The 14977-nt window shown below is 72.8% G+C and carries 10 protein-coding genes; 1 reads left to right on the top strand and 9 read right to left on the bottom strand.

The annotated features are described in order from the left end of the window. Positions 1 to 13 precede the first annotated feature (13 nt). Positions 14 to 1684: a ribosomal protection-like ABC-F family protein gene (gene abc-f / locus AAG589_RS05435; RefSeq protein WP_430566253.1), complete on the top strand. Its 1671-nt coding sequence runs from the start codon at positions 14 to 16 to the stop codon at positions 1682 to 1684. 153 nt (positions 1685 to 1837) lie between these two features. Here abc-f and AAG589_RS05430 read toward each other — a convergent pair whose 3' ends face one another. From AAG589_RS05430 to AAG589_RS05390, 9 genes are all read right to left on the bottom strand, one after another. Continuing rightward, complete coding sequence (locus AAG589_RS05430; RefSeq protein WP_430566252.1) at positions 1838 to 4918, bottom strand: glycoside hydrolase family 2 TIM barrel-domain containing protein; 3081 nt, start codon at positions 4916 to 4918, stop codon at positions 1838 to 1840. Between the two features lie 7 nt (positions 4919 to 4925). Then, positions 4926 to 5849, bottom strand: coding sequence for a carbohydrate ABC transporter permease (locus AAG589_RS05425; RefSeq protein ID WP_430566251.1), 924 nt, complete (start codon positions 5847 to 5849; stop codon positions 4926 to 4928). Next, positions 5846 to 6802, bottom strand: a complete 957-nt coding sequence (locus AAG589_RS05420; RefSeq protein WP_430566250.1) for a carbohydrate ABC transporter permease — start codon at positions 6800 to 6802, stop codon at positions 5846 to 5848. Before AAG589_RS05420 ends, AAG589_RS05425 begins: the two co-directional genes overlap by 4 nt. Beyond that, on the bottom strand, positions 6799 to 8133 hold the full coding sequence (locus AAG589_RS05415; protein ID WP_430566249.1) for an extracellular solute-binding protein: 1335 nt from the start codon (positions 8131 to 8133) through the stop codon (positions 6799 to 6801). The genes AAG589_RS05420 and AAG589_RS05415 overlap by 4 nt, the downstream gene beginning before the upstream one ends. Before the next feature lie 187 nt (positions 8134 to 8320). Further along, the gene (locus tag AAG589_RS05410; RefSeq protein ID WP_430566248.1) at positions 8321 to 9463 is read right to left on the bottom strand and encodes a Gfo/Idh/MocA family protein; all 1143 of its coding nucleotides are present in this window, start codon (positions 9461 to 9463) and stop codon (positions 8321 to 8323) included. Positions 9464 to 9505: 42 nt separating this feature from the next. Continuing rightward, entirely contained in the window at positions 9506 to 10831 is a 1326-nt protein-coding gene (locus tag AAG589_RS05405; protein ID WP_430566247.1) for an ABC transporter substrate-binding protein, read from the bottom strand. 65 nt (positions 10832 to 10896) lie between these two features. Continuing rightward, positions 10897 to 13221: a rhamnogalacturonan lyase gene (locus tag AAG589_RS05400; RefSeq protein WP_430566246.1), complete on the bottom strand. Its 2325-nt coding sequence runs from the start codon at positions 13219 to 13221 to the stop codon at positions 10897 to 10899. 95 nt (positions 13222 to 13316) lie between these two features. Then, on the bottom strand, positions 13317 to 13973 hold the full coding sequence (locus tag AAG589_RS05395) for a hypothetical protein (protein ID WP_430566245.1): 657 nt from the start codon (positions 13971 to 13973) through the stop codon (positions 13317 to 13319). Positions 13974 to 14023: 50 nt separating this feature from the next. Continuing rightward, the gene (locus AAG589_RS05390; RefSeq protein WP_430566244.1) at positions 14024 to 14941 is read right to left on the bottom strand and encodes a carbohydrate ABC transporter permease; all 918 of its coding nucleotides are present in this window, start codon (positions 14939 to 14941) and stop codon (positions 14024 to 14026) included. Positions 14942 to 14977: the final 36 nt, after the last annotated feature.

Below are 14977 nucleotides of genomic sequence, written 5' to 3'. Positions count from 1 at the left end.
AGGAGTCCCGCCCGTGGACCCGTCACAGCTCACCCTCACCGACATCACCCTGCGCTACGCCGACCGCGTGGTGCTCGACCGCCTGTCCCTGACCGTCGCGCCGGGCGAGCGCGTCGGCGTCGTCGGCGACAACGGCTCCGGCAAGAGCACCCTGCTCGCGGTCGTCGCCGGAGCGCTGGAGCCGCAGAACGGCACGCGCGTCGTGCGGGCTGCGGGCGGCACCGGCTACCTGCCGCAGACGCTCGACCTGCCGGCATCGAGCACCGTCGACGACGCGATCGACCACGTGCTGGCGGACGTGCGCGCGCTCGCGGCGCAGGTCGCCGCGCTCGAGGACCGGCTCGGCACCCTCGACGGGGCGGCGCTGGACGACGCGCTGCGCCGGTACGCGGAGCTCACCGCGCGCTTCGACGCCCGCGACGGCCGCGGCGCCGACCGGCGGGTCGACGTGGCGCTGCACCGGCTGGGCCTGCCCGGCCTGGACCGCGGCCGTGCGCTCGGCACGCTCTCGGGCGGCGAGCGCTCGCGCCTCGCGCTGGCCGCGACCCTCGCGGCCGACCCGGAGCTGCTGCTCCTCGACGAGCCGACCAACGACCTCGACGACGACGCCCTCGACTGGCTCACCGACCGGCTGCGCTCGCACGACGGCACCGTCGTCGCGGTCACCCACGACCGCGCGTTCCTGGCCGGCCTCACGACGACGCTCGTCGAGGTCGACGGCGGGCGCGCCCGGCGCTACGGCACCGGCTGGACCGGCTACCTCGCCGCGAAGGAGGCCGAGCGCGAGCAGCTGCGGCTCGCCTACGAGCGGTGGCAGGCCGACCTCGGGCGCCAGCAGCGGCTGCTCGACGCCAACGCGGAAGCGATGGACCAGATCCCGCGCAAGCTGCCGATGGCGTCGTTCGGCTCGGGCGCCTTCCGGTCGCGGTCGCGCACCCACGGCGCCACCGGGCGCATCCGCAACGCCAAGGAGCGGCTGCGGCGGCTCGCCGACGACCCGGCCGAGCGGCCCGCCGACCGCGCCGAGTTCCGCACCGACGTCGGCACCACGACCGGCCCGGCGCGCGACGAGGACGACGTCGCGCCGGCGATCGAGCTTGTCGGCGTGGAGGTGCCCGGGCGGCTGACGGTCGCCCGGCTGGCGGTCGCGGCGGGCGAGCACGTGCTCGTGACCGGCCCGAACGGCGCGGGCAAGAGCACGCTGCTGGGCGTGGTCGCGGGCGAGCACGCGCCGGCGGCGGGGACGGCGCGTACCGCGGGCGCCGTCGGGCACCTGCGGCAGGCGGGCGCGTTCGCCATCGGCGACGGCCGCACGGTGCTGCACGGCTTCGCCGCCGGCCGACCCGGCGACCTGGAGGAGCACGCGGAGGCGCTGCTCGCGACGGGCCTGTTCCGCCCGGAGGACCTACCCCGCCCGATCGCGGAGCTGTCGCAGGGGCAGCGGTCGCGCCTCGAGCTCGCGCGGGTGGTCACGACCGCGACCGACGTGCTGCTGGTGGACGAGCCGACGAACCACCTGTCCCCCGCACTCGTCGAGGAGCTCGAGCGCGCGTTCGCCGCGTTCGAGGGCACCCTCGTGCTCGTCTCCCACGACCGCACGATGCGCGAGCGGTTCCGCGGCCGGCGCATCGCGCTCGACGCCGGCGCGATCGTGGCGGACACCTCCGCCGTCCCGCCGAGGTAGTTCCGGTCCTGCCGAGGTAGTCCGAAACCTGCCGAGGTAGTTCCGGTCCTGGCGAGGTAGTTCGGGACACGGTGTCCCGAACTACCTCGGCAGGTTTCGAACTACCTCGGCGCGATGCGGACTACCTCGGCAGGGTTCGGACTACCTCGGCGATCAGAGGGCGCGCCAGCGCAGCTCGAGCGTGCGGGCCTGGGGGCGCAGCATCGCCGTCGGCCACACGTCCGGGCCGCAGGCGCGGGAGCCCAGGCCGTGCTGGGCGGCGTCCACGTACAGGTGGTGGCGGGTCGGCGTCGGGAGCTCGTGCGGGTGGTCCGCCGCCGCGAGCTCGTGGGCCGAGTGGCGGGCGAGCGTGAACCCGGGCAGGCGGCCGCGGGCGTCGCGGGCGGCCGTCACCCGCGCCCAGGGTCGGCCGCCGCGCTCCAGCACGAGCTCGCGCACCTCGGACCGGTGGCCCGACTCCTGCGGCCGCGCGTACGGCACGGACAGGTCGTCGATACCGGCGCGGTGGCGCCCCACCACGACCGACGAGCGTACGTCCGGGTACGAGTCGTGCGGCCCCAGCCCGAGCCACGAGGCCGCGTCGACGTCGGTCGGCAGCTCCAGGTGCACGCCGATCCGGGGCCAGACGTCGTCCCAGTGGTCGTCGGGGGTCATGACCACGCGCAGCACGGCCTCGACGGCGCCGTCCGCGGCCCGCTCCGCGGTCCACGTCTCCTCGACGGCGATCGACCGGCGGCTCTGCGCCGCGGACACCCGACGCAGCACCCGCAGCCGGTCGGCCGATTCCTCGACGGCGACGGTGCGGTGGGTCAGCCGGTCCAGACCCTGGCGGCGCCAGCGGTCGGCGACCGACGGCGCGGGCGTGCCGCGCCAGGGCAGGGTCGTCGGGTCGTCGGCGTCGTAGCTGCCCATGGCCGCGCCCTCGTCGTTGTCCGTGGGCGCGCGCCACAACTCCACGCGCGGCGCGGAGACGTCCGCCCCCGCCAGCGCCACGAGCTCCGGCCCGCGGAAGCCGACGGGCGCGTCCGCGAGCGCCACGGACGGGCGGCGCGCACGGACGGCCGCCGGCGTCGGCAGCGCCCACTGGTCGCGCGCGACGACGTGCCCGGCGTCGGCCCATGCCGTCGCCCCGCGCAGCACGAGCTCCGCGGTGACGAAGGCCTCGGCGCCGGGGGCGGCGGCCGGGAGCGCGGCGGCGTCGAGCAGCCCGACGACGACCCGCTCCCCCGCCGCGACGGGGCGACCGTCCGCGTCCTCGACGGCGGCCTTGCCCTCGGCCACGACGTCGCCGTCGTGCTCCACGCGCCAGCGCAGCTCCAGATCGGCCGTGTCGGCGGTGTGCCGCCGGTTCCAGATCTCGACGACGCCCGGCTCGGCGCCCTCGGTCGGCAGCGGCCGCACGACGACCGGCCGCTCGACGTGCCAGAACTCCGTCAGCCCGGGGCTGGGGGTGTCGTCGGACAGCACCATGCCGTCCATGACGAAGTTGCCGTCGTGCACGACCTCGCCGAAGTCGCCGCCGTAGGCGAAGTACTCGGTGCCGTCCGGCGTGCGGGTGCGCAGCCCGTGGTCGCGCCACTCCCAGACGAACCCGCCGTGCAGGCGCGGGTGGGTGTCGACGAGCTCCCGGTACTGGTCCAGCGCCCCGGGGCCGTTGCCCATCGCGTGCGCGTACTCGCACAGCAGGAACGGCTTGGACCGCTGCCGGGCCGAGTCGCCGATGCTGCAGCCGAGCACCGGTGACAGGTCGTCGTCGCTCCCGATCGACGCCGTCTCCGGCACGGTCGAGTACATCCGGGAGTAGACGTCGGTGTACTCGCCGGCGTAGTCGCCCTCGTAGTGCACCGGCCGGGACGGGTCGCGGTGGTGCACCCACTCCGCCATCGCGGCGAGGTTGCTGCCGGTGCCGGACTCGTTGCCGAGCGACCACAGCACGATGCTCGCGTGGTTCTTGTCCCGCTCGACGGTGCGGCGCACACGGTCGAGGTAGGCGTCGCGCCACGCCGGGTCGTCGCTGGGGTTGCCCACCCAGCCGCCGGACTCGAAGCCGTGCGTCTCGAGGTCGGTCTCGAGGATCACCCACAGGCCCAGCTCGTCGGCGAGGTCGAGCACGCGCGGGTGCGGTGGGTAGTGGCTGGTACGGATGGCGTTGACGTTGTGCTGCTTCATCCGTGCCAGGTCGGCGCGGGCGTGCTCCTCGTCGAAGACGCGCCCGCGGTCGGGGTGGGTCTCGTGCCGGTTCATCCCGGAGAACACCACGCGCCGGCCGTTGACGAGCAGCCGGTCGCCGACGATCTCGACGCGCCGGAAGCCGACCCGCAGGGAGACCGTCTCGCCCGACGACGCGACAGTCACGTCGTACAAGTTCGGCTCCTCCGCCGACCAGGGCTCGACGGCGCCGACGGCGACGGGCGCGACGTCCTCGGGCGCCGCCCACGCGACGTCCACCCCGAGCTCGGGCACGGCCAGCCGCACCGGGTACGCGGCGTCGTCGCCCCGCACCTCGGGCACGAGGACGCCCTCGCCGGTGGCGGGGTCGAAGTCCGCGTCGAGCCACACGTCGTCCAGCGCCCCGACGGGGCGGTGCAGCAGGGTGACGTCGCGGAAGATGCCGGGCAGCCACCACTGGTCCTGGTCCTCGAGGTAGCTCGCGGCCGACCACTGCACGACGCGGACGGCGACGGTGTTCGCGCCCGGGCGCACCGCCTCCGTGACGTCGAACTCGTGCGCCAGGCGCGAGCCCGACGCCGAGCCCACCTCCTCGCCGTTCACCCACACCGTGAAGAACGACTCGACGCCGTCGAACCGCAGCAGCACGCGGCCGCCGGAGGTCCACGACGCCGGCACGTCCACCTCGCGCCGGTAGTCGCCGGTCGGGTTCTCGTCCGGCACGTGCGGCGGGTCCACCGGGAACGGGAACTGCACGTTCGTGTAGATCGGCAGCCCGTGCGCGCCGTCGCCCTCCAGCACCCAGTGCGCGGGCACGGGGAGCTCGCCCCAGCCCGCGGCGGGCGACGCCGCGTAGCCGGGCTGCGCGAAGTCCGCCGGGCCCTCGCCGTCGGGCAGGACGCCATGCGCCCCAGGAGAACCGGGCACGCCCGGCAGGAGGCGGAAGCCCCACGTGCCGTCCAGGCGGAGGCGCGGGGCGTCGCCGGCCGGCGCGGACCGCGGCGGCTCGACGCGCCCCGTCCAGGGCGCTGCGTGTTCGTGCGGGAGCGGGGAGAGCAGGGTCATGCAGCCATCATGCTTTGACAGCACCTTCCGTCAGGCCGCCGCGCCAGAACCGTTGCAGCACGATCATGGCGACGGCGAGCGGGATGACCGAGAGCAGCACGCCCCCGGTGGTGAGCTCGTAGAACTCGGGCAGCCGGTCGGTCTGGCTGTTCCAGTTGTTGAGCCCGAGGGTGATCGGGTAGAGGTCCTGGTCGCTCAGCATCACGAGCGGCAGGAAGTAGTTGTTCCAGATCCCGACGATCTGGAAGAGGAACACCGTCACGAGGGCGGGCGTCATGATCCGCAGCCCGAGGGTGTGGAAGATGCGCAGCTCCCCCGCGCCGTCGATCCGCGCCGCCTCGACCAGCGACGTGTCCACCGTCGCGTCCGCGTAGATGCGGCAGAGGAAGAACCCGAACGGCGACACCAGCGACGGGATCAGCACGCTCCAGTACGTGTTGGCGAGCCCGAGCTGGCTGAACAGCAGGAACAGCGGCAGGGCCGTGGCCGTGCCGGGCACCAGGACGCCGCCGAGCACCAGCCCGAAGATGAGGTTGCGGCCCTTGAAGGCGTACTTCGCGAGGGCGTACCCGCCCGCGGCCGCGAGGTAGGTGGCGATCAGCCCGCCCACCCCGGCGTACAGCACCGAGTTGGCGAACCAGCGGACGAAGACGCCGTCGCCGTAGGTCAGCACGGCGCCGAGGTTGTCGAACAGCGCGAAGGTGTTGCCGAACCAGAAGCCGTTGGTGCCGAACAGGTCGTCCGTCGTCTTCGACGCGGCGACCACGACCCAGTACACCGGCACGAGGAAGTAGATCGCGACGACGGCGAGGATGCCGGTGACGAGGATCGTCGTCGCCGGGCGGCGACCGGACCGGCCGCCGGGAGCCGGGGCGGGAGCGTCCGAGACGTCGGTACGGCGCGGCGCGGTGGAGACGGTGGCGCTGGTCATCGCGAGCTCCTGTTCGTCAGCCGGAGGAAGAGGAAGGACAGCGCGAACGCCACGAGCGCGATGAGCACGGACTGGGCGGCGGCGACGTTGTAGTCGTTGTAGGCGAAGGCGGTCGTGTAGGCGGACAGGTTGGGCGTGTACTGCGAGTCGATCGCGGGCGACACGGTCTGCAGCAGCTGCGGCTCCGCGAAGAGCTGCAGCGTGCCGATGATCGAGAACACCGTGGTGAGCACCAGGGCCGGGCGGATCAGCGGCAGCTGGATGCTCCACGCCGTGCGCCAGGGCCCGGCGCCGTCCACGCGGGCCGCCTCGTACATCTCCGGCGGGATCGCCTTGAGCTGGGCCACGATGATGAGCATGTTGTAGCCCGCGTACGTCCAGGTGACGATGTTCGCGATCGACCACAGCACCGTCCCCGCGCCGAGGAAGTCGGGCGTGAAGCCGAACAGCGTCTCGGAGAGGTCGATGATCGGGCTCAGGCCGGGCACGTAGAGGAACGACCAGAGGATGGTCGCGATGACGCCCGGGATGCCGTACGGCATGAAGTAGGTGGCGCGGAAGAAGCCCGGCCAGCGCGCCGACGCGGACTCGAGCAGCAGCGCCAGCACCGTCGCGGCGACGATCATCACCGGCACCTGCACGACGCCGAACAGCAGCATCCGCCAGATCGACGCGATGAAGTTCCCGTCCTCCAGCGCGATCCGGTAGTTCTCGAACCACGCGAACTGCGTGGTGACGCCCTGCTCGCCGAACAGCCCGGCGCGGGTGACGGTGGTGAAGCTCTGCCCGATCGCCACGATGATCGGCAGCACGAACGTCAGCAGGAACAGCACGAGGAACGGCCCCACCAGGATCCACGGCGCACGGCCGACGGCGGTGCTGCGCTTCTTCGCGGGGGGCGACGCCGGGCGCCGGGCGGCGGGGGCGCCGGCGGGGGTGGTCTGCGTGGTCATCGCTCCGCCTTCCGGATCGTCAGGCCCTTCTGACGGAACACCTCGATGGTCCGCTCCTCCGCGGCGACGACGGCGTCGACGAGCGTGCCGCCCGTCGCCTTGCGCCGGAACCCGTCGCCGAGGATGTTGAACGTCTGCTGCGTGATGGGCCACCACTGCCAGTCGGGGTTCTGGTCCTGCGTGGCCGGCTGGAAGACCTCCGTGTTGTAGCGCTGGCCGCCGAAGAAGTCGCTCGGCTCCTCGCGCGCCGCGCCGATGTAGTCGCGGGCCGGCGACCACCCGATGCCGGAGTACTTGATCATCGCGTCGATCCCCTCCGGGTCGGTGTTCATCCAGACGGCGAACTCCATCGCCTCCTTGGGGTGCTTGCTGTTCGCCAGCACCGCCGACGTCGAGCCGCCGATGAACGACGACCCGTAGCCGTGCTCCCACCGCGGCGCCGGCGCCACGCGCCACTTGCCCTCCGCGCCGCTGACGCTCTGCAGCAGCGCGTCGCCCCAGCTCGCGCTCACCAGCGAGGCGATCTGGTCGTGGGCGGCGGCCGCGTACCAGCCGGGGGTGTACGGGTTGGCGGCGGTGGTGACCAGGTCGTCGTCGATCACCTGGTCGAAGAACCGGGCGACGTCGAGCGTCACCTCGCCGGCCATGTCGATGACCCAGCCGTCCTCGGCGCTGCGCAGCCACGTGGCCCCGGCCTGCATGGCGTGCGCGGTGAAGACCGACGTGTCGTCGAGCGGGAAGGAGTCGATGTAGACGCCGGCGTCGCGGAAGGCGGGCGCCACCTCGGCCCACTGCGCCCACGTGGTGGGGACCTCGGCGCCCACCTGGTCGTACAGGTCGGGCCGGTAGTACATGCCCACCGGGCCGGAGTCCTGCGGGATGCCGTACACGCCGCCGGCGAAGCTGACCTGGCTCCACAGCGTCTCGTCGAACTTGTCCGCGTGCTCGGAGACCCCGTACCGCTCGAGGTCGACCAGCCCGTTGACCAGCATGAACTCGGGCACGGTGCGCATCTCCACCTGCGCCAGGTCGGGCCCGCCGCCGGCGGCGAGGGCCGAGTACATCTTCTGGTACCCGCCGTCGTTGCCGCCGGGGATCCAGGAGACCTGCACCTGGACGTCGGGATTCTTGGCGTTCCAGACGTCGGCGACCTTCTGCAGGTCCTTGAGCCACGCCCAGTACGTGAGCGTGACCTTCTCCCCCGTCGCGGCCGGCACCACCGGCTGCGCGTTGACCGACGTCGTGCCGGGTGTCGCGCACCCGGCGAGCATCGCCGTCGCTCCCCCGGCGAGCCCCCACCCGAGGAGCTCCCGTCTCGTGACCTCTCGCATCCGTCCCCACTTCGTCGTGACGTCGGCCGGGGCGGGTGCCCCGGGCGCGCTGTGAGCGTGGTCACGTTAACAGCGACGCCGACCGGGCGGTCAAGATCCGGCGGCGTGTCAGTCGACCGTTGTGGGTGCGATCGTGGCCCCGTTCTCATCGAGAACGGGGCCACGATCGCACCCACAACGCCTGGGGTCAGGCGGCGGCGTCCTTCACCGGGGGCCAGGGGGTGCCGGTGCCGGCCATGGAGGCGTGGAACGGGTCGCCCTCGACGATCTCGCCGGCGCGGACGGTGACGTCGGCGAAGGCCGACTTGTAGATCGCCGCGGCCAGCTCGAGCGTGGCGCGGGTGTCGGCCACCGTGACCGGCGGCGTGCGGCCCGCCGCCAGGGCCAGGTACGTGGGCACGAGCTGGGCCAGGTGGCCGCTCGCGCCGCCGTCCGACGCCTCGTGCGTCGCCGCCGCGTCCGCCGCCCACGCCTCGGCGACGTCCTCGCGGCCGGCCACGGGAGTGACCGTCCAGCTCGTGTCGTCGTAGCCGTAGAGGTGCTCCAGCTCGACGGTCGCGGCCTCGGTGTCGAAGCGCAGGCGCGACGTCTGGCGCGGCGAGATCGCGGAGTTCGTGATCGTCGCCATCGTGCCGCCCGCGAACCGTACGAGCGCCGTCGACACGTCCTCGGTGTCGGTGTGCCGCGCGAGCCTGCCGGCCATCGCCCGCACCTCGGTCCACGGGCCGAGGACGGCCAGCAGCAGGTCGAACTGGTGGATGCCGTGACCCATCGTGGTGCCGCCGCCCTCGGTGTCGAAGCGCCCGCGCCACGGCACCTCGAAGTACTCCGGCGTGCGGAACCACAGCGTGTCGCACTGCGCCACGTACGCGTCGCCCAGCGTCCCGTCGTCGAGCATCCGGCGCAGCCGCCGGATCCCGGCGCCGAACCGGTGCTGCACGATCTGCGTGAACCGGCCGGGCAGGCCGGCGTCGACCGCCTGCCGCTCGGCCGCGGCGAGGGCGTCCGCCTCGGCCAGCGAGAGCACGGCCGGCTTCTCCACCACCACGTGCGCCCCCGCCCGCAGGGCGGCGACGGCGGCGTCGAGGTGCACCGACGGCGGGGTGCACACGTGCACGACGTCGACCTCCCCGGCGTCGAGCAACGCCGGCAGGTCCGTGCCGTGGTGCGGCACGCCGTGCTCGGCCGCGAACGCGGCGGCGCGGCCCGCGTCGACGTCGACGACGTGCGTGACCTCCACGCCGGCGGGCCCGCCGTGCGCGGCCAGCGCGCGGACGGCGTCGACGTGCGCGCCGGCGATCGCGCCGGCGCCGAGGATGGTGGCCTTCATGTCTGCTTCCTTCTGACTACCTCGACGACAGGGGTGGTGCGGTCAGGAGAGCTGCGAGTCGGCCATCGAGAACCACTGGTCGACGAACTCGTCGACCGTGATGTTGCCGTACGCGAGCTCCTCGCCGAGGCGCTTGAACTCCGCCTCGAGCGCGCCGAAGCCCTCCACGGGGATGGGGGCGGGCTCGGTGATGTCGTCCGCGCGCTCCTCCTCGTACTGCACGACCTTCTCGTCCACGGAGCCCGGCTCGAGCTCCATCGCGTCGCGCTGCGCCTGGGTGGCGGGCACGCCCTTCGAGGTGCCGAAGATGCGCCCCAGCTCGGGCTCGTTGACGAAGAAGTCGAGCAGCGCGGCCACGGCCGCGGGGTGCTCGGTGTGCGCGGAGCCCGCCATCTGGAAGGTCCGGGCGAACATGTGCTTCTCGCCGTCCGACCCGGCGGGCGTGGGCAGCATCTCGATGTCCTGCCCGGTGCCCGCCGCGTACCCGGCGAGGAAGTTGTCCCAGCTCATCTCGAGCGCCTGCTCGTTGCGGGTGAAGCCGCTCTCCGGCGCGAGCTGCTGCGCGCGCTTGACCGGGAAGACCGCGCCGGCCTCGCGCAGCGCGTCCCCGGAGTGCAGCCACTCGGCCATGTCGTCCTTGGTGAAGCCGAGCTCGCCGTCGTCCGTGAAGGGGGTGACGCCCTCCTGCACCAGGTGCTGCAGGAACGCCCAGAAGACCCCGGTGTAGTCGTTGGCCCCGTACAGCGCGGGGTCCTTCCCCGCGCCGGCCTCGCTCGCCTCGGCGGTCCACGACGCCAGGTCGTCCCAGGTGAACCCGTCGGCCGGCGGCTCCAGGCCGAGCTTCTCCACCACGGACGGGTTGTAGAACGTCGCCCACGTGTTCGTGGCCGTGGGCACCGCGTAGACGGCGTCGTCGATCTTCCCGGAGTCGATCAGCTCGGGCGCCACCTGGGTCGTGTCGATCCCCGCGTCGTCCCCCTCGCCGAGGTACGGCGTGACGTCGAGCAGCTGCCCGGTACCCGCGTACTCGCGCAGGTACGACGAGTCGAACTGCATGACGTCCGGCAGCGAGCTGCCCGCCGCCTCCGTGGCGCGCGCCGTCCAGTAGTCGTCGAAGGAGACGAACGAGCTCTGGATCGTGATGTTCGGGTGCTGCTCCTCGAAGAGGTCCAGCGCCTCCTCGTACCGCGCGGCGCGGTCGTCGTCGCCCCACCAGGCGACGGTGAGGGTGATCTTCTCGTCCGGGTCGAGCGTCTCGGCGACGCCCGACGGGGCGTCGTCGGCCCCGCAGGACGAGGCGAGCAGCGCGACGACGGCGGCGGGAGCGGCGACGGCGGCGAGCCGTCGACGACGGGGGCTGGGCTTCATGACTTCCTCTCTGGCGAGGGAGTTCCCGGCCCGCCGAGGTAGTCCGCACCTCGGCGAGACCCGGACTACCTCAGGGACGGGACGGGGACCTGCGACCAGTCGGTGTCGGACGCGAGGTAGAACCCCGGGTACGACGGCTGGTTGTAGGCGGTCTGCTGGCGGGCCACCTCGGCCCGGTACTGCGGGTCGTGCAGCAGGGTGTACATCGCGACGTCGCTCACCTCGGTGGAGGTGTACAGCCGCAGCGCGGACGAGTCCGTCGTGCGCACCAGCACCTCCTCGCGCCAGTCGCCCAGGACGTCGGCCACCAGCGACGGGTTGCCCTTGGTGTGGTTGTTGGTGAGCGTGCCGTCGAGGGTCCGCACCACCGTGCCGTCGCCCTCCACGATCCGCGGGGTCTCGTCGACGGAGCCGGCCACGACCTGCGTGGTGCCGTCCGCGGCCCACCGCACCGTCTGGTTGGTGCCCGGCGTGGTCGTGCGCAGCTTCTGGCCGGTCGCGCTGAGCAGCCCGGACGCGTCCGTGCCGTCGGGCATGGAGGCCCACACCTCGATGCCGGGCGTGGCCGGGTCGACGTCGCCGACGAGGCAGCGGCCCGTGTCCTTGCCGGAGAACGCGCCGAACAGCACCTCGCCCGTCGCGGCGTCGCGCATCGCGGAGCCGTACGGCGCCCAGGCGCCGCCCTCGTGGCAGGTCCAGATCTCCAGCCCCGGGCGCGCCGGGTCGATGTCGGTGACGTGCATGGCGTCGCCGTGCCCGAGGCCGGCGCGGGCACCGGGGTTGCCGCTGCCGTCGGGCAGGGTGTCGAAGGACGAGTAGAGCAGGGAGCCGTCGTCGTCGATGGTCGCCGACCCGTACACGATCTCCTGCCTCCCGTCGCCGTCGACGTCCGCCGCCGACATCGAGTGGAAGCCCTGCGTGGTGATCGACCCGAACTCGGGGTCGGTGCCCGGGACGCCGTGCGGCGAGTCGTCGAACGGGTTGCTCATCGGCGTCCAGCCGGAGTCGACCGTCCAGCGCTTCGACAGGTGCCGGCCGTCCCAGTCGTAGGCGACCATCGTCGAGCGCGTGTAGTAGCCCCGGGCGAAGACCGCCGACGGGTGCTCGCCGTCGAGGTACGCCACCCCGGCGAGGAAGCGGTCCACGCGGTTGCCCGGCTCGATGCGCGCCATGGCGTAGTCGCCCCAGCGCAGCCCGTCGTCGGTGCGGCCCGGCTCGTAGTCCACCGTCTCCAGCGGCCTGCCGGACCGTCCGTCGAACACGCTGAGGTACTCGGGGCCGGAGATCACGAAGCCCTCGAAGCCGCGCAGATCGTTCTTGTCGGAGCGCGACGGCGCGTACACGTCGATGAAGTAGTCGACCAGCTCGCGCGCGTCCGCCTCGCTCAGCGGGTAGTCGTAGCGCGGCTCGATGCCGAACGCCTCCTCGAGCGTGGCCGGCCACTGCCCGGAGACCACCTCGGGCTGCGCGGACCAGCCCCGGAACGTCTCCACGAGGTGCTCGGCGTAGTCGTCGGCGCTGTACCGGTAGTCGTCGGCGTGCGTGACGCCGGTCTTCCGGTCGTCCTTCGGGATCTGGACGTACCTCTCGTGCGCCGCCTTCCCGTTCCGGTACGTCGTGACCTTGGTGCCGGGGGCGGTCTTGACCATGAGCTCGGCGCGGCCGTCACCGTCGAAGTCGTACACGGGGAACTGCGTGTAGTGCGCGCCGGCGCGGATGTTCACGCCCAGGTCGATGCGCCACAGCTGCGTGCCGTCCAGCTCGTACGCGTCGAGGTACTGGTTGCCCGTGTACCCCTTCTGCGAGACGTCCTTGGAGTTCGAGGGGTCCCACTTGAGCACGATCTCGAGCTCGCCGTCGCCGTCGAGGTCGGCCACGGACGCGTCGTTCGCGCGGTAGGTGTAGCTCTCGCCGGCGGGCGTGACCCCGTCGGCGGGCTTGTTCAGCGGGATGTCGAGGTGGTCGTCGGACCAGGCGGTGACCGGTGCGCTGCGCTTCCCGACCCGGTCCCGGCCGTGCTTGTCCTGCGTCACCGGCGCGACGGCGTACCGCGCGGTCGCGTCGCCGCCTGCGCCCTTGGTGTCGACGTAGCTCGTGGAGCCCGAGACCGTGGCGACCCGCTTCCCGTCGCGGAAGACGGCGAAGTCGGGGCCGGCCATGCCGGTGGCGGTGTGCCCGGTGACCTCGTCGCCGAGGAGCCGCCAGGAGAGGAAGACGCCCTCGCTGGTGCTCGCGGCGACGAGGCCCCGGTCGAGGTGCTCCAGCTGGACACCCGCCGGCGTGCGCCCGCCGGCCTGGGCCGGTGCCGCGGCGGCGGAGACGCCGCTGACGGCAAGCACCCCTGCCGTCAGCGCGGCGACTGCACCCGCGGTGGTTCTGGTCGTTCGCATGGGTCGTTCCTCTCTGCATCGTTGCAACCAGGGATCGGACACCACCGTCCGCCGTCGGGGACCGTGCGGGTCCCCGACGGGCGGCCGGAAGAAGGTCAGGCCGGTCGGCCGCGGCGTCGGGACTCGACGCCCACCACCGCGAGGGCGAGCAGGCCGCCCACCACGAGCACGAGCGGCGGGAGCATCCAGACGAAGACGACGCAGAGGGCCGCCGCGGCGGCGAGCAGCACCGAGCCGGCGAGGTCGTCCTGGGTGCGCTGCACGCCCGCGGCCAGCGCCTCGCGCGCCGTCAGGCCGGGGCCGTCGCCGGAGACGGCGGGCTCCGACCAGGCGCCCGCCGCCCGGGCCAGCACGGCAACGACGGCCGCCGCGGCGACGGCGACCACCACCGCGACGACGCTCGCGCCGGGGAGCACGTCCGCCCGGGCGAGCTGCCAGTCCAGGGCGAGCAGCAGCGCCACCGCGACGGCGGCGAGGCCGAGGGGCCACAGGGCCCGCACGGCCGCCCACCAGTCGCGGGCGAACCGGGCCACGCCGATGTCGTGGCCGGTCACCTGGCGGCGGACGTGCGACACGCCCGCCGCCAGGGAGGGTACGGCGGTGACCAGCAGCAGGCTGCCGAGCGCGACGAGCACGCCGGCCAGCACCACCTCGGCGAACAGCCCGAGGGCGGCACCGGTCTTGGTCTCGCCCCTGGCCGCGGACCGCTTCCGCCGGTCGCGGCCTCGCTCCCGCCCGGATCGTGCCGCCATGGCTGCCCCTCCTGTCGCCGTCGTGCGCACCGTCGTGCCGCGCCCCATCGTCAGCCCTTGAGGCCTTGGGTGGCGACGCCGTCGACGATGTAGCGCTGGAAGAGGATGAAGAAGAGCATCACGGGCAGCAGGGCGAGGACGGCCATGGCCATCTGGGCGCCGTAGTCGGACACCGACGTTTGGTCGACGTAGAGGCGTAGCGCGATGGGCAGGGGGTACAGGTCGGGCTTCTTGAGGTAGAGCAGGGGGCCGAGGAAGTCGTTCCAGGACCAGATGAACGCGAAGATCGAGCTGGTGATGATCGCGGGGCGCATCAACGGCAGCATGATCGAGCCGAAGATGCGTCCGTGGCCGGCGCCGTCGATCCGGGCGGCTTCGTCGAGCTCGCGGGGCAGGTTGCGCATGAACTGGACCATGAGGAACACGAAGAACGCTTCGCCGGCGAGGAACTTCGGTGCCAGTAGGGGGATGAACGTGTTCACCAGGCCGAGCTCGTTGAACATGATGTATTGCGGGATGATCACGACGTGGAACGGCAGCAGCAGGGTGCCGATCATGATCGCGAAGAAGATCCCCCGGCCGGGGAAGTCGATCCGCGCGAACGCATACGCGGCCACGGTCGAGGACAGGATCACCCCGACCACCGACGCGACGGCCAGGATCATCGAGTTGCCGAAGAAGGTCCAGAACCCGACCCCGCCGATCCCGGACAACGCGGTGGCGAAGTTGGACAACGAGAAGTTGTCCGACCACAGGCTGATGTTCCCGATGATCTCGTTCGACGGCTTGAACGAGCTCATCAGCATCCACGCCGCGGGATACAGCACCACGATCGTGCACACGACCATGAACGCGTGGAACCCGACCGACCGCGCCCCTCGACGCCGCTTGGCGGCCTGACGCAGGGACGAGTCGATGGTGGCGGGCTCTCGTACGGGTGCGGGCTGGGAGAGAGTCTGCGCGCTCATCGGTTGTCTCCGGAGTAGTGGACCCAGGCGTTGGAC

This window comes from Isoptericola sp. F-RaC21 (assembly GCF_038593535.1).
Lineage (GTDB): Bacteria > Actinomycetota > Actinomycetes > Actinomycetales > Cellulomonadaceae > Isoptericola.
This window is presented reverse-complemented; position numbering and strand designations above follow the sequence as displayed.

Excerpts from the sequence above, each read along its gene's own strand:
- AAG589_RS05430 (WP_430566252.1), bottom strand. The coding sequence starts at position 4,918 with ATGACCCTGCTCTCCCCGCTCCCGCACGAACACGCAGCGCCCTGGACG.
- AAG589_RS05425 (WP_430566251.1), bottom strand. The coding sequence starts at position 5,849 with ATGACCAGCGCCACCGTCTCCACCGCGCCGCGCCGTACCGACGTCTCG.
- AAG589_RS05420 (WP_430566250.1), bottom strand. The coding sequence starts at position 6,802 with ATGACCACGCAGACCACCCCCGCCGGCGCCCCCGCCGCCCGGCGCCCG.
- AAG589_RS05415 (WP_430566249.1), bottom strand. The coding sequence starts at position 8,133 with ATGCGAGAGGTCACGAGACGGGAGCTCCTCGGGTGGGGGCTCGCCGGG.
- AAG589_RS05410 (WP_430566248.1), bottom strand. The coding sequence starts at position 9,463 with ATGAAGGCCACCATCCTCGGCGCCGGCGCGATCGCCGGCGCGCACGTC.
- AAG589_RS05405 (WP_430566247.1), bottom strand. The coding sequence starts at position 10,831 with ATGAAGCCCAGCCCCCGTCGTCGACGGCTCGCCGCCGTCGCCGCTCCC.
- AAG589_RS05400 (WP_430566246.1), bottom strand. The coding sequence starts at position 13,221 with ATGCGAACGACCAGAACCACCGCGGGTGCAGTCGCCGCGCTGACGGCA.
- AAG589_RS05395 (WP_430566245.1), bottom strand. The coding sequence starts at position 13,973 with ATGGCGGCACGATCCGGGCGGGAGCGAGGCCGCGACCGGCGGAAGCGG.
- AAG589_RS05390 (WP_430566244.1), bottom strand. The coding sequence starts at position 14,941 with ATGAGCGCGCAGACTCTCTCCCAGCCCGCACCCGTACGAGAGCCCGCC.